Genomic DNA, 19,305 nt, shown 5'->3' on the forward strand with positions numbered 1-19,305 from the left:
ATAATGATTATTGTTTAGAATATTTTTTGACGATTGAGAGGCTCTGTTTGCACAGCTGGGTAATTTTTCCCCAATCTCCACTCTTTACTACCTCTTCAGGGAAAAGATTAGATCCCATTCCAACACATGTAACGCCTGCTATGAACCATGCCGACAGATTTTCTTCAGTAGGTTCCACCCCGCCGGTGACCATGATCTTTGACCATGGCATCGGCCCCTTGATGTTTTTCACAAACGACGGCCCTCCCACATTCCCGCCGGGGAAAACCTTTACTATCTCAACCCCCAGCTCCTGTGCCAGCCCTATCTCGGAGGTTGTGGCGCAACCTGGGGAGTAGGCTATTTGCCTGCGGTTGCATATTTTGAATATGTCTGGATTCAACAGTGGCCCTACCACAAAGTTGGCTCCCAACTGGATGTAGAGCGCAGCAGTAGGGGCATCCACGATGGAGCCGATACCCAGTATCATCTCCGGACATGCTGAGTTGGCCCACTTCACCAGTTCGGCGAATACCTCGTGGGCAAAATCACCCCGGTTGGTGAACTCGAAGGCGCGGATTCCCCCTTCGTAGCATGCTTTCACCACTTTTTTTGCCACTTCCGCATCGGCATGGTAAAATACCGGCACGATGCCGGTATTTTCCATGGCCTGATATACCTGTAGTCTTGAAAATTTTGCCATAAATAAGTTGTCAGTTTTCGGAGGACAGCAATCGGCTTACCGTTGATAACACTCAACATTCAGCTTTCAGCTCCGGATTCTTATTTCTAACTTTATAATCTTGTTTTCTGAATCGTTCCAATCAGTAAATCCTCATCGTACCACTCTGCCTGATCCGTCACCTTTCATCAGCGTTTCTACTTCCGGCACGGTCACCAGATTGAAGTCGCCGTAAACGGTGTGCTTGAGGCAGGAAGCAGCTACGGCAAAGTCGAGCGCTTTCTGGTCATCGCCTTTGTAGGTGAGGAGTCCGTAGATCAGGCCACCCATGAAAGAGTCTCCGCCACCAACTCTGTCCACGATATGAGTGATATCGTATCTTCTTGACTGATAGAGCTTGTCGGAATAGAGACATCCGCCCCACGTATTGTGATTGGCATTGATGGATCCGCGTAGTGTGATGATCACCTTCTTTGCCCGGGGAAATTGTTGCATCAGCTGCTTGCATACCGACTCAAATTCGGCTGCATCCACTTCACCTCCGGTATGCTCCACCCGGAATCCTTTGGGCTTGATGCCGAACACTTTTTCTGCATCTTCCTCATTGCCCAGTATGATATCACACCCTTCCACCAGTTCGGGCATAATGTCCGCTGCCATCTTCCCATACTTCCAGAGATTTTTCCGGTAGTTAAGGTCGCACGAAACTGTCACTCCCAGCTCATTTGCTGTTTTTATTGCTTCCAGGCAAACATCAGCGGCTCCCTGTGACAATGCAGGAGTGATTCCTGTCCAGTGAAACCAGGTCGCATCTTTCAGTATCTCTTTCCAGTTGAACATCCCTTTTTGAACTTCCGCAATTGATGAGTATGCCCTGTCGTAAACTACTTTAGACGGCCGGGCTACAGCTCCAGTTTCCAGGAAGTAGATCCCCACACGTTCACCTCCACGCTGAATATTCCGGGTCCCTACATTGTATTTTCTGAGATCGGAAATGCACCATTCAGCTATCTCGTTTTCCGGCAACCGGGTTACAAACTCCACTGGAATACCATAATTTGCAAGTGAAACTGCCACGTTTGCTTCCCCTCCGCCAAAGGTGGCAGAAAGACTGCCGGACTGGATAAATCTTTTATAGCCAGGTGTGGCAAGGCGCAGCATGATCTCGCCAAAAGTCACTATTTTCTGCATCTTATTAATCTATTTTAATTATTAAAGGTTGATCTATTTTCTGCTTCTCTTGTTTCACATATTTTGTCCATTCATCAAAACTGTTGAACCCGGCCTTACTCCATCCTCCACCTGCATAGTAAGTATAAGGTGTTCCGGGCTGATAGCTGTTGAGCCCCAGAAAGTGCCCGTTTGAAACCTTTATGATGCCGAACCCCTCCGGGTGAATGGCTGCGGTATAAATGGTGCCGTTTGTTTCATTTCCAGGAGTTTCGTAAGCAATGATTCCGGTGTTGTCGCCAAAGGTTATGATTGGGGCATTTGCTTCGGTATTTTTATCAGGCATTACGATACCGGTTGCGATTGTCAGTTTTGTAGTGTCTGTCTCGAAGATATTGGTTACCCTGTTGAAAAGGCTGTAGGCATCAAGCGAGATAATACGCGTTTCCCGTACCTCCCGACCTCCGGCAGTGTAGGGAGCGTAGGTAAGTTTGAAACTTATACGTAATGGTCCTTTGTCGAGAATCACGGCGGTCACGAAGTTGTCTCCCATACAGAGAGTATCGTCATAAACAGGAGCTGTCATTCCTAATCCAAGCGTTCTGCCCACCTTGTAAAAATCCAACCCTTCGCCGTGGTCTTCGTGATAAGAAGCTATGCCTGACAAATCGTTTCGATACCATTTGTCAATGATTAACGAATCGGTTCTCTTTGCCCAGAAATCCATACCGTTACTGATCTCGCCGGATGCTTTCAGGGCAGGGCCATACACTCTGAAAGCTGTACGGTTGTTCTCCCATGCAAAATCGTCCTTCCTTTCAGGTACCAGCCTGCCATAAACAAGTGGTTCAAAAGATTCGGGCTTACCGACAGAAATGTGATACAAGGCTGTCCGCCCGGCTTTCAGTGAAACCGGGAATATGACCGATTCTACTTCTTTGGTCCCATTTGTTATAAGCTGGCAAGGGGTTTGTTTACCTGCATCGTTAGTAACGATGATTGTTTGATCCGGCAATAAAGAGAGTTTTTGCCGCACATCTGCCCATGCTACTTCCACCATTTCATTGTCCCTGTCGAAAGAACCCGGATTACTGATGTTCATGAGCAGCCCTTTTTTCCCGGCACTACAACCGAGAAGGGTCAGGATCGACAAATAGAGTAATATATTCCTTGTTCCCATACCTTTCAATTATTTAAGCATTCCAACCCCGGCATTGCAAGGGTTGGAACATTGTCTTTGCTTTTTTTTTATTATTCCGTTCTATGGTTGTTTGCCGATATAAGCTAAAATACCGCCGTCTACATAGAGGATATGCCCGTTTACAAAATTTGATGCGTCAGAAGCCAGAAAAACAGCTGGTCCCATAAGATCTTCCGGTGTTCCCCAACGGGCTGCCGGTGTTTTGGCAATGATAAACGAGTCGAAAGGGTGACGTGACCCGTCGGGCTGCCTTTCTCTTAAAGGAGCAGTTTGAGGGGTTGCAATATATCCCGGTCCAATCCCGTTGCATTGTATGTTGTGTTCTCCGTATTCTGAACAGATATTTTTCGTTAACATCTTTAACCCTCCTTTCGCTGCTGCGTATGCAGAAACGGTTTCGCGTCCCAATTCACTCATCATAGAACAGATATTAATAATTTTACCATGCCCTTTTTCGATCATGTGAGGAATAACTGCCTTCGAAACAATAAAAGGCCCGTTCAGATCAATATCAATAACCTGACGAAATTCCGCGGCTGTCATCTCATGCATGGGGATACGTTTGATGATACCCGCATTATTCACAAGTATATCTATTACACCTATCTCTTCCGTCACCTGGGTAATAAATTTGTTTACCGCATCCTCATCGGTTACATCACATACATAACCGTGTGCTTTTATACCTTTCTCCTTGTAAGAGGCGAGGCCTTTATCTACCAGGTCCTGATTAATGTCATTGAACACAATTTTGGCTCCTGCTTCCGCGAAAGCCGTTGCCATGGCAAAGCCAATTCCATAAGAAGCCCCGGTTACCAGGGCTATCTTTCCTTTTAATGAAAAATTAACCATCATATGTTTTTTATTTTAGTTCCACAATTTTTGAGAAATCCTGATCGCCGTAGTCGAGATTTTCTCCTGCCATACCCCAAATAAAAGTGTAGTTGCTTGTAGCAGCGGCAGAGTGTATCGACCACTCGGGAGAGAGTACGGCCTGATCGCCTTTCATCCAGATGTGACGCGTTTCGGATGGTTCTCCCATGAAGTGGCATACAGCCTGGTCTTCCGGTACTTCAAAATAAAAATATGCCTCCATCCTGCGGGAGTGTACATGAGCAGGCATAGTGTTCCAGACACTTCCCGGAGCGAGCTCTGTCATCCCCATCTGCAGCTGACATGTCGGGAGCACCTGGTTTACAATCATTTTATTGATATTCCGATGGTTTGAGCCTTCGAGGGAGCCCATTTCTGCAACCTCCGCATCGGCCTTGGTCACTTTTTTATCGGGATAATTACGATGAGCGGTGGCCGAGTTGAAATAAAACTTCGCGGGTTTTTTGGCGTCGTCGCTTTCAAAATAAACTTCCCTGTCTCCTGAACCCAGATACAGCGCTTCTTTGTAATCGAGCTCAAAAACATCATTTCCTACCTTAACTTTACCCTTACCTCCTACATTATAGATACCTATTTCACGGCTGTGTAGGTACACAGCCTGTTTCAAAGGTTCTATCGCCTCAAGGTGCAAAGACTCGTTCACCGGCATCGCGCCTCCGACAATCATGCGGTCATACATGGAATATACCATGTTTACCTCATCTGCACTGAACACTTTTTCTATTAAAAAATCCTTGCGCAAACGTTGTGTATCATAAGATTTTACATCCTCGGGATGCGCTGCATAACGCAATTGATAATTTGTTTTCATAATTCTTATTGAGTTTTTATATTTGAGCCTGTTCTGACAACACGGAATTCCTTTTTAAGTAGCTGTAGTTTAATGGATATCATATTTTACGATAAAATTTATTTTTCGATATGGAGCTATGTTTTGTTGTCTAAAATAGATGAAAATATTATTATTTACCAACAAATTCACTGATTCACTGATTACAGGATATCTTAATATATTTGTAGCGAAGGCCAAAAATTAAAAAAGCCTGTTTGATAATGAACGATATAAATGTTTGTTAGTTTTCAGACTGTTTTTCCAGATCTCTCTTTCGTTTTAAAGCTTCAAGAAAATAATAATCAGCATAATTCAGAGGAACGTCAACTTCTGAATTATGCGGCAGGCTACCTACAGAGTGCATCAGTAGAAAATTTCCGTTCCGACCTGCTTCTGCACGGTAAGATGGACTTGCAAGGGATGTTAATATTTTGTCAGCCCAAGTTTTGTAATTTTTCTGATTGGAATAGGCAGACAGTTCATAAAGCGCTGATGCTAGAATAGCTCCTGCAGATGCATCTCTAAAAGTATCAGGTATATCTGGGGCGTCAAAATCCCAATAAGGGACTCCGTCATCAGGATAATTCGGATGTTCGGCGATAAAATTTAGTGCTTTTTCTGCCTGATGCAGGTATTTTTCATTTTTTGTTTCACGGTAACACATTACAAATCCGTATATACCCCATGCCTGTCCGCGAGACCATGAACTATTGTCAGAATATCCCTGGTGTGTATTTCTGTGTCTTACACTACCGTCACTCATATCATAATCAATAACATGCCATGTGCTGTAATCGGAACGGTAATGGTTTTTTAATGTCTTTTCAACGTGTGAGACAGCTATATTATGAAATGTTGAGTCACCGGAAAGTTTCGTAGCTTCAAAAAGCAGTTCCAAATTCATCATATTATCAATAATTACTGGACACTCCCAATCTTTGGATTTATTTGCACTCCATGATTGAATAATACCTGCATCGGGGATAAAACGGGTCGAAAGCGACTTTGCGGCATTGACGATTACACTTTTATATGCTTCGTTCCCGGTTAAACGAAGTCCGTTTCCGTAGCTGCAGAAAATCATAAATCCCACATCATGGTTTCCAGTAAAGTATTGAATGGTATCTAGTGATTCTGTATACTTTTTAGCAAGTGCTTTCCATTTTTCATCGCCCTCCAATTCATAAAGATACCACAAGCTCCCGGGGAAAAAGCCTGAAGTCCACTCTTGTGTGGGAATATATTTCATTTTTCCCTTAATAAAAGATTTTGGATTCATCAATTTTGTTGAATCTTCAATTTTATCGATCATTAATCGATATTGTTGTGATGCATATGAAACATTTTCCTTAACGAAGGCTATATTATTAATTCCATTCGTTTGCTGCTTGCTTGAACATGAGAAAGCAGATATGACTGAAAAAGACAGGAAAAACAGGGATAAAAGATTTTTCATTTTAATGGTTTTTATAAATTTGAGTAGTTTCTTACAAAACCTATATTCTCTTAATTTAATTTCAGTATGTATTGCTATTCTTTCTAAAGGTCATATATTTAGATGTATACACTTTGAATGGATGTATTCAAAAGACAAACACTTAATTTATATTAGAAGAATATTCTTCAAACTTTCGGAATTCTCATCAAACTTTCAATTACAACCACTTGGTTATTAACTACAAATATACGTATTCAACAGACACTTTAATTATTTGATTTTATAGTCAACATTACGGTGAAAAAAGTATCGAAATGACATGTAATCCACTAATTAACAAAAAATAGACCTATTCAAAACCCGACAGTACTTTTTGCTGATTGAAGGTGCCCAAAAAATAATTACCGAAGTATTGAAGGTGTTAAACGAAAACCTCTCGCTCAGCTGATTCTAATAAACAATATTATTGAATTTCTTGTAATAATCGATTGTCTCCTTTGTAAGTATGTCCAGTTGAACATAGTTCTCCTTATTAACCGGTTTTTTGAAGGTCAAATATTCAAGTAATGTTTTCATCGCGCAAAAACCCTGATACTCCGGCTCTTGTCCAATTAAAAAATCTATCTGACCTTTTTTTAATGCTTCAATATTTGGAGAGGTAAGGTCCATGCAAATCATTTTAACCCTATTGATGTTATTTCTTAAAAGATAATCGGAGACGATGCTGCCACGTGAATTCATCACCACAATGCCTGGAACATTATCATGCTTGCTGAAAAAACGGGCCAGATAGATCTCGTTTTTTTCAGGCTCAGAAACAGAAAAGGGAATATTTAATATATTGTGGAAGCAATTGTTTTTTGCAAGAAAATCTGTAAACCCTTTTTTCCTCTGAATGGTAGAGTTTGCACTTTTATCACCGGTCCTGACTGCCTGTAGAATTCCAATATTAGTATTGTTAGGAATTATGGAAGTGATAAGCTTTGCCATAAGGCATCCAATCATATAATGGTCTGAAGTGAAAAAGGCAATAGGAGAAGTATTGTCAATTGTTGAATCCACAAAGACATATGGTATCTCTTTTGCATCCATTTTTTTACACAATGTTGCTGTCTCTTCGTTGAAGGTTGGCCCAACTATAAGAGCATCCATATCCATTTCTGAAATCTCTTTGAAAACTTTTTTGCAGGAGTAGATATCATACTGATTGTAAGTTAGTATGAGAGACTCCATCTTTATGTTTTCATACTCTTCAATCGCATGCCTGATACCATTGTGAATACTCTCCCAATATTCACCGTGAGATGCTTCAGGGGTAGCGACCACAATTTTGTATCTCCTCTTTAAGGAGAGAGCGGAAACGTGAATGTTGGGCTTGTAATTTACTTTTTCCAGAACTTTTTCAACAGCCAAGCGTGCCGGTTCCGATACATTACCGCGGTTGTGCAGTACCCTGTCTACAGTCCCGGCCGAAACCCCGGCCATTTCCGCTATGTCCTTAATCCTTATTTTTTTGCGCATCAGAAATATTTATGAGTTTTAAAAGGAGAAATCGTTTTGAAATTACTTAATTTTTGCCTCTTTGTGTACGTGCACAAATATAGTGGATAATTTTCTTTTTTCAAAAAGAAATATGTACTTTTTTGAATTTTGTTTGTGCGCTACGAATACCATATATCTTTAGGGTGTAAGTCCCGAACAAGCCTTCCAGCAGGAATTGTTAGTCAAAGACAAGGGTGTTTACCGTGAGGTAGAATCTGAAGGAAGCCGGCGACAAAATCGTGATTGAACGAACAGAAACACAATACAAGGCTTTTCTTGTGGGTGAGTGAGCACTGGATTGCGAAGCCCGATAGTTGGACGTGAACAAGGGTAGTAAATTGTATCAATTACGACGAAAGTTATATGAGTTTACCGTAGGAGGTCTGTGTAAGACAGGTGGAGACTATTCCGAGCGAACAGGTACTGCAAAGCCGTTATACAGAAGTCTGCAGAAGCCATAGTAGCGAAGAAGTTCTTTTAATGAGAATGGAGCGAAGGGCTGAAACTTTAGAGCTGATAAGTTTTTTTAGAATAGTAAAAGCCAATTACAAAGGACAGAAAATAATCGAGAACTCAGAAGCAGCTTGCAAGCCAAGCAGAATGCAGTTTAATCGGGGACCTTTTCGCTACAGACATCCCCGTATGGTATGAAAAGAGCGGGTAGGTAAGTCCTGCTTGGCTTTCTATATGCAAAGAAGAACGTCGTCAGACGACAAATTTGATGGAACGCATAGCGGACTAATAATAGGATTATAGAAAAAACATTTTTGTCTATATTAAAGCTGTCTCCAAAGAAGGCAGCTTTAATTAGGGTCTGCTGAATAATCGATATTTGTACTGAAAATCAGCAAATTAATCGACATAATATTTGCATAACTGCAATAAGTTGAGTTTTTTTACTTCGTAATCCTTGCATTTTATGATACGATACAAGAGCTCCAGACAGCTTTCAATTTCAGAGTTCAAGATGCCCTTTGAGGCAAAATTGGATGAGAATAACCGGTGGGTTGTTCTTTCAAAAATAGTTCCCTGGGAAGATTTCGCCCGGCTTTATTACAAGAACTTCAAAAGTAACCGGGGTGCACCCACTAAGGATACCAGGCTTATGCTTGGAGTGATCATCATCAAACACATCATGAAAACGGACGACCGTGGAGTGATCGAGATGATCCGGGAGAATCCCTACATGCAGTATTTTCTTGGGCTCGAAGCCTTCACCTATGAACAGGTGATGACACCCTCGCTGCTGGTCTCCATCAGAAAGCGAATCGACCTTGATGTCTTTGAATCATTGACGGATGATTTGATAAGAAAAGGATTGGAGCTAAAAGCCGGGGCAAAAACGGAGTTCGGAGCCAAGATCAACATCAGCCTGTTGGATGACTATGCCAGGGTGGACAAGATATATCTTACCCGGGAGAACAGGCGGTTTTTGAAAGAGAAAGCAATCAGTTACACCGGTGAGCCACTGGGCCGAAAGCTGGTAAAAGAGATCAGGAGCAGATACCGGAAACGTAAAGAGCGAGGGGAAGCGGCAGAACGCAACCAGGTTGAAGGGAATTTTGGGCAGGGCAAGCGTGGATATGGTTTAAATGATATCCGCACCAGACTGTCCTCTACATCAAACAGTTGGATAGGGGCTATCATTTTTTTGATGAACCTGATCCGGCACATGAGGAATATTCCCTTGCCTTATTTTGTCTCGTTACTATTGAAGTTGATGAAAGTGAGAAATATAAACATTTATCCATTCAGACCACAATTGAATTTTTGTGCCTGATTGGGAATTAATAAGCAGACCCTAACTACGGATAATCAGATAATCTATTTTGTTTTTTCGTGAAGATATTTATTTGCAAGCGATGATGTAATTTTTAAAAATATTTGTAACTTTGGGAAATTGTGAATTGTTGATAACGTTAGCTGTGTACGTAAACAATTTCTCCCATGATAGAGAAATATCACTTAAAATATATATTTTATGAAAAGTTTTATACATGAGGATTTTTTGCTACAGACTGATGCTGCCAGGCAACTGTATCATGATCATGCAAAAAAACAACCCATTATCGACTATCATTGTCATCTGAATCCTGAATACATTGCAAAGGATCACGTTTTCGACAATCTGGGGCAGATATGGCTTGAAGGAGATCATTACAAGTGGCGTGCCATGCGCACCAACGGGGTTGAGGAAAGGTACTGTACAGGAAAGGATACCTCCGACTGGGAAAAGTTTGAAAAATGGTCCGAAACGGTTCCTTACACTATGCGAAATCCATTGTATCACTGGACTCATCTGGAGTTGAAGAGAGCTTTCGGAGTGGATGAACTGTTGAGTCCCGATACGGCAAAGGAGATATATGATATATGTTCCGGGAAACTTCGTACACCGGAGTTCTCAGCTAGGGGGTTAATGAAAAAGTTTCACGTTGAGGTGGTATGCACCACCGACGATCCGACAGACACCCTTGAGCATCATCTAGCATTGAAAAAAGAGGGTTTTGAGATCAAGGTGCTTCCGACATGGCGCCCCGATAAAGCTATGGCGGTAGAGAATCCTGAGGAATACCGTGCCTATGTTGAAAAGTTGTCGGAGGTATCGGGTGTAGCAATCAACAAGTTTAAAGATTTTATTGAAGCGCTCCGGAAGAGGCATGATTTTTTTGCAGGTGTGGGTTGTAAACTTTCCGATCACGGGATAGAGGAGTTCTATGCTGAACCATACACACAGGCTGTAATTGACCAAATCTTCAATAAAGTGTATGGAGGAAAGGAGCTGACAAAAGAGGAAATTCTCCAATTCAAATCGGCAATGTTATTCGAGGGTGCTGTAATGGATTGGGAGAAAGGATGGACTCAACAATTCCACTATGGTGCTATTCGTAACAATAATACAAGGTTATTCAGACAGCTTGGCCCGGATACAGGATTTGACTCAATTGGTGATTTCACAGTTGCAAAGGCAATGAGCCGCTTTTTAGATCAGCTGGACAAAGACAACAGGCTGGCCAAAACCATTATTTACAACCTTAATCCAAAAGACAACGACTTGGTAGCAACCATGATAGGTAATTTTCAGGATGGATCGGTTGCAGGGAAAATACAATTCGGTTCCGGCTGGTGGTTCCTTGATCAAAAAACAGGCATGGAGGCACAAATGAACTCTTTGTCTAACCTTGGCCTGTTAAGCCGGTTCGTGGGTATGCTTACCGATTCGCGCAGCTTCCTTTCCTATCCGCGGCACGAGTATTTCCGTCGTATCTTGTGTAACCTAATTGGCAATGACGTAGAGAATGGGTTGTTGCCTGCTTCGGAAATGAATTTTCTCGGGAAAATGGTGGAAGACATATCCTACAGGAATGCGAAGAATTTTTTGTAATTTTCAAATACAGATATAATGAAACTAGGAAAATACAGTATTGGCGTGGGTGATCGTTTCGCTCATCAGGGAAAAGCTCAGTTGAAAGCTATCATGAGGGCAAACGAGAAGGGGTTGAATATTAGCCCTGTATGGAATAAGTCAAACAGAGAACATATCTATGTGGGAACAGAACCCGCCGACACACGCAACGAAGCCGATGAGGCTGTGAAAGCGCTGGGTTTTACAGGCACTTACTTTGTGGATGCAGATCATATTAACCTGAATACAGTAGCCAAATATGTGGCTGTGTCCGATTTTTTCACGCTCGATGTCGCATCATTTATCGGCAAAGGAAGCAGCAAGGAGGAGGTAGACTCTTTTGTTACTTCATGTGAAAAATACCTGGGTCAGCTGCAAATTCCCGGGATGGATGAGCCGCTGCATGTAACCAAAGAATTGTTGCACGAAATTGCAGGCAAGTTCCTGGCAGCAACACAGCATGCATCCGATATTTATGCCTATTTGAAAAAAGAGAAGGGCGAAGGCAATTTTATTACCGAGGTATCCATGGATGAGGTTGAGTCTCCCCAAACACCCATCGAGATGCTTTTCATCTTGAAAATGCTGGCCGATAAAGGTGTTCCTGCACAGACGATTGCTCCCAAATTTACCGGCCGGTTTAATAAAGGCGTGGATTATGTTGGCAATCTGGATCAGTTTGCCAAAGAGTTTGAAGAGGATGTGCTTGTGATTGATTTTTCTGTGAAGGAGTTTGGGCTGCCCGAAGAACTGAAGCTGAGTGTTCATTCGGGAAGCGATAAGTTTTCTATCTATCCGATTATGGCGGAGGTTATCCGGAAATACGACAAAGGGTTGCACCTCAAAACAGCAGGAACAACCTGGCTGGAGGAGGTAATCGGTTTGGCTGTAGCAGGCGGTGAAGGCCTGGAATTGGCAAAGAAGATTTATGAGAACTCCTACAACCGGAAAGAAGAGCTGTGCGCTCCTTATGCCGATGTGATCGATATCGATGGTTCTAAGCTCCCTTCCGTGGAAGAGGTGAATGGATGGTCAAGCGAAAAGTTTGCAAATACACTTCGTCATATTCCCGGACATGCCGATTATAATTCCAATTTCCGTCAGTTAATTCACGTAGCCTATAAAGTAGCAGCAGAAATGGGCAGTGAATATACAGAGTTACTTATAAAGTACGCAGATATAATTGGTTCATGTGTGGAAGATAATATTTACGAAAGGCATTTGAAAAGATTGTTTGCAATTTAGCAAAGAGTGATGTGTATGGTCAGTGTTAAAGAAGATTCTAACTAATTGCCCTAATTTTTAATTTGTCGCTTTTGGAAGAGATTATTACGTGAAATACGATTTTAAAGTTAGCATATCGAGCTATATTTGCCTGCAACATAAAATAAATAATAAAGTAAAAACTTATGTATAAATTATTTGACATCAGAAACAAAGTTATTGTCATTACAGGAGGAACCGGCGTGCTGGGAACGTCGATGGTGGAATATCTGGCGGAACACGGCGCAAAGGTCGCTGTTTTGGCACGAAACAAGCAAAAAGGTGATAAACTGGTGAAGAAAGTAAAAGCGGATGGGGGAGATGTAATATTCCTCCAGACAGACGTAACTGATGAGGCCGTTCTAAAGCAGAATGCCAAAGAGATTGCTGAAAAATACGGAAAAATTGATGTGTTGATCAATGGTGCAGGTGGAAATATGCCTGGTGCAACCATTGGCCCCAACAACTCCATCTTTGATCTGAAGACTGATGATTTCCGGAAAGTTGTTGAACTGAATCTGATGGGAACGGTTGTTCCCACGCTGGCTTTTGCAGAGTACATGGTGAAAGAGAAAAAAGGAAATATCGTGAATATCTCCTCCGCATCGGCCTTGCGACCCTTGACCCGTGTAGCAGGATATGGAGCTGCCAAAGCAGCTGTAACCAATTTCACCAAGTACATGGCTGGAGAATTGGCGATTAAATTCGGGGAAGATTTTAGGGTGAATGCCCTTTGTCCCGGATTTTTCATAACAGAGCAAAACAGAGCACTGCTCACAAATCCCGATGGTTCTTATTCTGATCGGGGAAATACTATAATCGCACATACTCCTTTCCGTCGTTTCGGTGTTCCGGAAGATCTTTTGGGGACACTGCACTATCTGGTAAGCGATGCTTCCAAATTTGTCACAGGTACGGTGGCAATTGTAGATGGAGGTTTTGATGCTTTCAGTATTTAATAGGAGTGCAATCAGTTATCAGTAAATAAAATATGTCACTCAAACTAAGAAAAGAATTCAAATATTCACTGGTGGTACCCACCAGTATGGGAGTTCGTATTACACCGATGAATGCGCAGCCGGTGCAAAGTACCAACCTGTTTCAGATGCAGGCAACAAGCGCTGAAACCAACGTTGCTAGCATTTCTTCTTACCTGGGACTGCCGGTAAAGGTGCTTACTGCTTTTGTAAAAGATAGTCCCATAGCGGCTTTTATTAAAGCCGATCTCAGAGCACGGAATATGGACTATGAAGGGCCTGAGGTGCCCCAGGGCGGCCCGTGGGGATACCGCCACCAGTTCAATATTGCAGACAGCGGGTTCGGGCTGCGTGGGCCGCGAGTACAAAACGACAGGGCAGGTGAGGTGGGGAGAACGCTGAATGTGAAAGATTTCGACCTAGAACGAATTTTCGGCGTGGAGGGAGTCCAGATTGTACATCTCTCCGGACTGATTGCTGCGCTGTCTCCCGAAACAAGTAATTTTTGCCTGGAGATTGCACGCTATGCAAAAAAACATGGCACGTTGATCTCTTTTGATCTCAATCACAGAGCTTCTTTCTGGAAAGGCCGTGAAAAGGAACTTCACGAGGCGTTCACCGAAATAGCCTCCCTCTCCGATATTCTTATCGGTAATGAAGAGGATTTTCAGCTTTGTCTTGGAATTGAGGGCCCCAAAGCAGGAGGAGAAAATATTGAAGATACTATGGACGCTTTCAAAGGGATGATTATGAATGCAAAACGTGCTTTCCCTAATGTTACTGTGTTTGCCAATACATTACGGGAAGTGATCAGTGCCAATGAACATCTCTGGGGGGCTATTGTTTATGAAAACGGGAATTGGCACGAAGCTCCTTTGAGAAAGATCAATGTGATGGATCGTATAGGAGGAGGCGATGGCTTTGTAGGGGGATTGCTCTACAGCATTTTAAAAAAAATGGAGCCTGATAAATGGGTGCAGTTTGCCTGGGCGAGCGGCGCTTTGGCAACAACTTTCCTGACTGATTATGCACAACCGGCCGATGAAGAGGTGATCTGGAGCATCTGGAAAGGAAATGCAAGAGTAAAAAGATAATTGTAAACAATAAACGGATAATCAGAAATCGGATTATTATCTTAAGGTTTGGATTTCTGGTCTTAATAATCTATAAGAAATGAAAAAGAAAGCAGATATAGGGTTGATCGGATTAGCTGTGATGGGCGAAAATCTGGTATTGAATATGGAAAGTAAGGGTTATACCGTAGCCGTTTACAACCGTACAGTGACTAAAGTGGATGGCTTCCTTGAGGGAAGAGGGAAAGGGAAGAACTTTATTGGTGCTCACTCCCTGGAAGAGTTTGTGGCTTCCATTGAAAGACCACGTAAGGTAATGATGCTTGTAAAAGCTGGTAAGCCTGTGGATGATTTTATTGAGCTATTGATTCCATTACTTGAGCCGGGAGATATTATTATTGATGGCGGTAACAGCCATTTCCCCGATACGATGCGCAGGACAAAACAGGTGGAAAGCAAAGGATTGCTCTATGTGGGTACTGGTGTTTCCGGTGGTGAAGAGGGAGCATTGAAAGGCCCGTCGATGATGCCGGGGGGATCACCCGAAGCGTGGCCACACGTGAAAGAGATCTTTCAGTCGGTGGCAGCCAAGGTGGACGGAGGCGTTCCCTGCTGCGACTGGGTAGGAGAGAACGGTGCGGGGCACTTCGTGAAGATGGTGCACAACGGCATTGAGTACGGCGATATGCAGATCATCAACGAAGCGTATCATCTGATGAAAGATTTGCTGGGTATGGACGCTTTTGAGCAGCACGAGGTGTTTAAAAAATGGAACAAAGGTGTCCTGGATTCCTATCTGATTGAAATTACCACGGATATTCTCGACTTTAAAGACGAAGATGGCTCCCCATTGGTGGAGAAAATTCTCGATACAGCCGGCCAGAAAGGTACCGGAAAATGGACCGCCGTCACCGCGCTCGACCTGGGTATTCCTCTCACGCTTATAGGTGAATCGGTATTCTCTCGATGTCTCTCAGCCCAAAAGAATCTGAGGGTAAAAGCATCTAAAACCATCTCCGGTAAAAAACCGGAGTTCAGGGGTGATAAACAGCAGTTTATTGATGATCTGGAGCAAGCATTGTATGGTGCCAAGATCATCTCATACGCGCAGGGTTACGACCTGATGATGGAAGCTGCCAGAGAGTATGGCTGGAATCTTAATTACGGAGGTATTGCCCTGATGTGGAGAGGCGGATGTATTATCCGTTCACGCTTTTTAGGTGATATTAAAAAGGCATTTGATAACAATCCCCGATTAGAGAATCTACTGCTCGACCCCTTCTTCAAAGAGGCAGTACAGTCGGCACAGGAGAGCTGGCGAAGGGTTTGTGCTACTGCTCTTCTGAATGGTATCCCCGTACCGGCGCTTACCTCTGCTTTGAACTATTTCGACGGGTTTCGCAGCGAGCGCCTTCCGGCGAATCTTCTGCAGGCACAGCGTGACTATTTCGGTGCTCACCAATATGAGCGTGTGGATAAGCCACGGGGTGAATTCTTTCATACCGACTGGACCGGGTATGGAGGAAGTACGGCTTCTACAACTTATGATGTTTAATGTTGATAAGGGGTTGTGATGATTCGATGATACGACTTGAATTTTCGACATCCCCTGTCTCAAATCCGATATAGGATGATTTATTACGAAAATGGTTCTTCTCAGGCCAACTTATCGAAGGAAGATCTGAAGCAAGGACTTTACGAAGCATTGAAAAGATTGGGAGAACGGAAGAAAATTCTGGCCGTTCCGCCCGATTATACCCGCTTGCCCAGCAGGGCAGGAGAGCTGACGGAGATGACATGGGAGTACTATGGTGATAAACTGACCGATATCCTTCCTGCATTGGGTACACATACGCCCATGACAGCACACCAGATCAGCCACATGTTCGGCGAAACACCGGAAACACTTTTTCGGGATCACGACTGGCGCAACGACGTGCTCACCATGGGTGAGGTACCGGCAGAATACATCCGGGAGGTATCGGAAGGAAAGGTCGATTTCTCCTGGCCGGCGCAGGTTAATAAACTGCTAGTGGAGGGGGGCTTCGATCTGATCTTATCCATCGGGCAGGTGGTTCCCCACGAAGTGGTGGGGATGGCTAACTATAATAAGAATATCCTTGTCGGTACCGGAGGTAGTGAAGGGATTAACAAGAGTCACTATATTGGTGCGGTGTACGGCATGGAGCGAATGATGGGAAGAGCCGATACTCCGGTGCGAAAGGTGTTCAATTATGCCACGGAAAAGTTTCTGAAGCAGTTGCCTATCGTCTATGTGCTGACAGTGGTTGGAGTAAATGAAAAAGGAGAACAACAGACTTACGGCCTTTTCGTCGGTGATAACTTGGATGTGTTTAACCGGGCGGCGAAGTTGTCGCTTGAGGTTAACTTTGTGATGGTAGAAAAACCTCTGCAGAAGGTGGTAGTATGGCTCGATCCCACTGAATTTAAAAGTACATGGCTGGGCAATAAGTCTGTTTACCGTACACGAATGGCTATTGCCGATGGAGGTGAGCTGATTGTACTGGCACCCGCCCTGAAAGAGTTCGGTGAGGACAAAAAGATAGACAGCCTGATCCGTAAATACGGCTATTTCGGTACTCCCTACACATTGAAAGCAGTGTCGGAGAATCAAGACCTGAGAGACAACCTTGGGGCGGCTGCCCATCTTATTCACGGGTCGTCCGAAGGCAGGTTTTCCATCACTTATTGTCCCGGGAAAGCACCGGAAAACCTTTCAAGGCAAGAGATTGAAAGTGTAGGATTCAAATGGGAAGATATTGACAAGGCTATGGGAAAATATACCCCTCATAGCCTTAATGAGGGATTTAACACCCTGCCGGATGGAGAAGAAATCTACTACATCTCCAGCCCTGCCCTGGGACTGTGGGCGCACAGAGACCGGTTTGAATATTAATAGTATACGTATATATGCAATGGACCGTAATTTTTAGAGGCCTGTTCGTAACTTCCTGATTATATGAGTTTAAGTTGCCCTTAAAAACAGATAGTATAGTTAGCTGATTATATGGTTGTTTAGTAAAATTCAGAAGGACCATTTATGCGTGCAATGCAGATTTAATGTTTTTTAAGTTTATTTTTTTTGTATCATTAAATATATGCTGCTACATTTGTGGACGTGCACAATCTTATATCTTTATTAATAACGATTCATAGTAAAAATGGATAATTGTGATAATGAGTATAGGATTCAGTATGCTCTTTTGTTTGTTACTGCTTACTTTTACGCCGTAAATAGGAAATTATTCATACAAATATATCATGACAACAAGAAGAGAATTTATTAAAAATGCGGCTTTGGCATCTGCAGGGCTGGCCATGGGCGGCATATCAACAAAAATGAATGCAGCAAGCTACAACAGGGTTGTCGGCGCCAATAAAAAAGTAAACCTGGCTCATATAGGCATCGGCAACAGGGGTTGGGAGATCATCAACGATTTTGATAAAACGGGCCTGGCCAACGTGGTGGCATTGTGCGATGTGGATCTGGGCGGGGAACATACCCAAAAAGCGCTGGCTAAATTCCCGAACGCAAAAAGGTTCAAAGACTTCAGGGAGATGTTTGACAAGATGGGAAATGAGATAGAGGCAGTGGCTATTGCTACACCAGACTTCGCCCACTTCCCGGCAGTAATGTTGTCTATGGCCGAAGGGAAACACGTTTATGTGGAGAAACCGCTGAGCCGCACTTTCCTTGAGTCGGAGCTGATAATGAAAGCAGCTAAGAAGTATCCAGGGGTGGTTACCCAGATGGGTAATCAGGGACACTCTGAAGCCAATTATTTTCAGTTCAAAGCATGGAAAGAAGCCGGTATCATTAAAGATGTGACAGCTGTCACCGCTCATATGAATAACCCCCGCCGTTGGCACGGTTGGGATACGGGCATTAAAAAGTTCCCCGTGGCTGAACCGATACCTGAGACGCTGGATTGGGATACCTGGCTGATGGCTCGTAATTACCATGACTACAACAAGGATTTTCACTATGGTCAGTGGCGTTGCTGGTACGATTTTGGTATGGGAGCCCTGGGCGACTGGGGAGCACATATTATTGATACTGTTCATGATTTCCTAGAACTGGGATTGCCTGAAGAGGTAACACCTTTAAAACTTTCTGGACATAACGACTACTTCTTTCCGATGTCGAGCACGATCGAGTTCAAGTTCCCGAAACGGGGCAATATGCCACCGGTAGTCATTACCTGGTATGATGGTGTGGATAATATCCCTTCTGTACCGGAAGGGTATGGTGTCTCGGAAATAGATCCAAATATTCCGTCAGTAGCAGGAGGAAAGATTCAGCCGGCCAAACTGAACCCCGGAAAAGAGATATATAGTAAAGAGTTGACTTTCAAAGGGGGGTCTCATGGGAGCACATTGAGCATCATCCCGGAAGAGAAAGCCAGGGCAATGGAGAAAAGATTGCCTGAAGTCCCGAAAAGCTCCTCCAACCACTTTGCCAACTTTCTTTTGGCCTGCCAGGGCAAGGAAAAAACACGTTCTCCATTTGAGATATCGGCTCCATTGAGTCAGGTGTTCTGTCTGGGGGTAGCAGCACAACGGTTGAACCGGAAAATTGTATTTGACAGGGAGACGAAGCGTGTGACCAACGATGCTTTTGCCGATGCTTTCCTTACGGGAGAACCGCCCAGGAAAGGATGGGAAGATTTTTATATTGTTTGATATTTAACTTGAAAGTAGTAGGGGTTGAAATGTTTATTTATAATGCATTGGATGTCAATATCTTTTTAGCCCACTTGTAATGAAAGAGACTTCTCGAAGGGTACTTATCACGTGCAATGTAAAATATGATGGTTTAAATTTCAAAAG

Annotated in this window: 15 protein-coding genes; 8 read left to right on the top strand and 7 right to left on the bottom strand. The window is 43.3% G+C overall.

Features of this window, described 5'->3' with window-relative positions; translation table 11 throughout:
• Positions 1–7: 7 nt before the first annotated feature.
• The 7 genes from KDN43_RS04085 to KDN43_RS04115 form a co-directional block, all read right to left on the bottom strand.
• Positions 8–682, bottom strand: coding sequence for a bifunctional 4-hydroxy-2-oxoglutarate aldolase/2-dehydro-3-deoxy-phosphogluconate aldolase (locus tag KDN43_RS04085; protein WP_238868405.1), 675 nt, complete (start codon positions 680–682; stop codon positions 8–10).
• A 132-nt stretch (positions 683–814) separates the two neighbouring features.
• Entirely contained in the window at positions 815–1,852 is a 1,038-nt protein-coding gene (locus KDN43_RS04090; protein ID WP_238868406.1) for a sugar kinase, read from the bottom strand.
• 4 nt (positions 1,853–1,856) lie between these two features.
• Entirely contained in the window at positions 1,857–3,011 is a 1,155-nt protein-coding gene (locus KDN43_RS04095) for a DUF4861 family protein (RefSeq protein ID WP_238868407.1), read from the bottom strand.
• Between the two features lie 81 nt (positions 3,012–3,092).
• Positions 3,093–3,884, bottom strand: coding sequence for a gluconate 5-dehydrogenase (locus KDN43_RS04100; RefSeq protein ID WP_238869401.1), 792 nt, complete (start codon positions 3,882–3,884; stop codon positions 3,093–3,095).
• A 10-nt stretch (positions 3,885–3,894) separates the two neighbouring features.
• Entirely contained in the window at positions 3,895–4,737 is an 843-nt protein-coding gene (gene kduI / locus KDN43_RS04105) for a 5-dehydro-4-deoxy-D-glucuronate isomerase (protein WP_238868408.1), read from the bottom strand.
• A gap of 262 nt (positions 4,738–4,999) precedes the next feature.
• Positions 5,000–6,214 carry a glycoside hydrolase family 88 protein gene (locus tag KDN43_RS04110; RefSeq protein WP_238868409.1) on the bottom strand — a complete coding sequence of 405 codons (1,215 nt, stop codon included), beginning with the start codon at positions 6,212–6,214 and terminating at the stop codon, positions 5,000–5,002.
• Between the two features lie 432 nt (positions 6,215–6,646).
• Entirely contained in the window at positions 6,647–7,717 is a 1,071-nt protein-coding gene (locus tag KDN43_RS04115) for a LacI family DNA-binding transcriptional regulator (protein WP_238868410.1), read from the bottom strand.
• Between the two features lie 940 nt (positions 7,718–8,657).
• Here KDN43_RS04115 and KDN43_RS04120 point away from each other — a divergent pair.
• The 8 genes from KDN43_RS04120 (at position 8,658) to KDN43_RS04155 (ending at position 19,158) form a co-directional block, all read left to right on the top strand.
• A complete protein-coding gene (locus KDN43_RS04120) occupies positions 8,658–9,518 on the top strand; it encodes a transposase (protein WP_238868411.1) in 861 nt (286 codons plus the stop codon).
• Between the two features lie 201 nt (positions 9,519–9,719).
• Positions 9,720–11,120: a glucuronate isomerase gene (gene uxaC / locus KDN43_RS04125; protein ID WP_238868412.1), complete on the top strand. Its 1,401-nt coding sequence runs from the start codon at positions 9,720–9,722 to the stop codon at positions 11,118–11,120.
• 18 nt (positions 11,121–11,138) lie between these two features.
• Entirely contained in the window at positions 11,139–12,386 is a 1,248-nt protein-coding gene (locus tag KDN43_RS04130; protein WP_238868413.1) for a tagaturonate epimerase family protein, read from the top strand.
• A gap of 164 nt (positions 12,387–12,550) precedes the next feature.
• Positions 12,551–13,363 (top strand): SDR family oxidoreductase, encoded by an 813-nt coding sequence (locus KDN43_RS04135; RefSeq protein ID WP_238868414.1) that lies wholly within the window; start codon positions 12,551–12,553, stop codon positions 13,361–13,363.
• Between the two features lie 32 nt (positions 13,364–13,395).
• On the top strand, positions 13,396–14,475 hold the full coding sequence (locus KDN43_RS04140; RefSeq protein WP_238868415.1) for a sugar kinase: 1,080 nt from the start codon (positions 13,396–13,398) through the stop codon (positions 14,473–14,475).
• Positions 14,476–14,554: 79 nt separating this feature from the next.
• Positions 14,555–16,009: a decarboxylating NADP(+)-dependent phosphogluconate dehydrogenase gene (gene gnd / locus KDN43_RS04145; protein WP_238868416.1), complete on the top strand. Its 1,455-nt coding sequence runs from the start codon at positions 14,555–14,557 to the stop codon at positions 16,007–16,009.
• Between the two features lie 75 nt (positions 16,010–16,084).
• On the top strand, positions 16,085–17,371 hold the full coding sequence (locus KDN43_RS04150) for a lactate racemase domain-containing protein (protein ID WP_238868417.1): 1,287 nt from the start codon (positions 16,085–16,087) through the stop codon (positions 17,369–17,371).
• Positions 17,372–17,736: 365 nt separating this feature from the next.
• Entirely contained in the window at positions 17,737–19,158 is a 1,422-nt protein-coding gene (locus tag KDN43_RS04155; protein ID WP_238868418.1) for a Gfo/Idh/MocA family oxidoreductase, read from the top strand.
• Positions 19,159–19,305: the final 147 nt, after the last annotated feature.

Source organism: Proteiniphilum propionicum, from assembly GCF_022267555.1.
Taxonomy (GTDB): domain Bacteria; phylum Bacteroidota; class Bacteroidia; order Bacteroidales; family Dysgonomonadaceae; genus Proteiniphilum; species Proteiniphilum propionicum.

Bases quoted from the DNA above. Each gene is read 5' to 3' on its own strand.
- KDN43_RS04135 (WP_238868414.1), top strand. From the start codon at position 12,551: ATGTATAAATTATTTGACATCAGAAACAAAGTTATTGTCATTACAGGA.
- KDN43_RS04155 (WP_238868418.1), top strand. From the start codon at position 17,737: ATGACAACAAGAAGAGAATTTATTAAAAATGCGGCTTTGGCATCTGCA.
- KDN43_RS04110 (WP_238868409.1), bottom strand. From the start codon at position 6,214: ATGAAAAATCTTTTATCCCTGTTTTTCCTGTCTTTTTCAGTCATATCT.
- KDN43_RS04130 (WP_238868413.1), top strand. From the start codon at position 11,139: ATGAAACTAGGAAAATACAGTATTGGCGTGGGTGATCGTTTCGCTCAT.
- KDN43_RS04120 (WP_238868411.1), top strand. From the start codon at position 8,658: ATGATACGATACAAGAGCTCCAGACAGCTTTCAATTTCAGAGTTCAAG.
- KDN43_RS04140 (WP_238868415.1), top strand. From the start codon at position 13,396: ATGTCACTCAAACTAAGAAAAGAATTCAAATATTCACTGGTGGTACCC.
- KDN43_RS04095 (WP_238868407.1), bottom strand. From the start codon at position 3,011: ATGGGAACAAGGAATATATTACTCTATTTGTCGATCCTGACCCTTCTC.
- KDN43_RS04090 (WP_238868406.1), bottom strand. From the start codon at position 1,852: ATGCAGAAAATAGTGACTTTTGGCGAGATCATGCTGCGCCTTGCCACA.
- KDN43_RS04115 (WP_238868410.1), bottom strand. From the start codon at position 7,717: ATGCGCAAAAAAATAAGGATTAAGGACATAGCGGAAATGGCCGGGGTT.
- kduI (WP_238868408.1), bottom strand. From the start codon at position 4,737: ATGAAAACAAATTATCAATTGCGTTATGCAGCGCATCCCGAGGATGTA.
- KDN43_RS04150 (WP_238868417.1), top strand. From the start codon at position 16,085: ATGATTTATTACGAAAATGGTTCTTCTCAGGCCAACTTATCGAAGGAA.
- KDN43_RS04100 (WP_238869401.1), bottom strand. From the start codon at position 3,884: ATGGTTAATTTTTCATTAAAAGGAAAGATAGCCCTGGTAACCGGGGCT.
- uxaC (WP_238868412.1), top strand. From the start codon at position 9,720: ATGAAAAGTTTTATACATGAGGATTTTTTGCTACAGACTGATGCTGCC.
- KDN43_RS04085 (WP_238868405.1), bottom strand. From the start codon at position 682: ATGGCAAAATTTTCAAGACTACAGGTATATCAGGCCATGGAAAATACC.
- gnd (WP_238868416.1), top strand. From the start codon at position 14,555: ATGAAAAAGAAAGCAGATATAGGGTTGATCGGATTAGCTGTGATGGGC.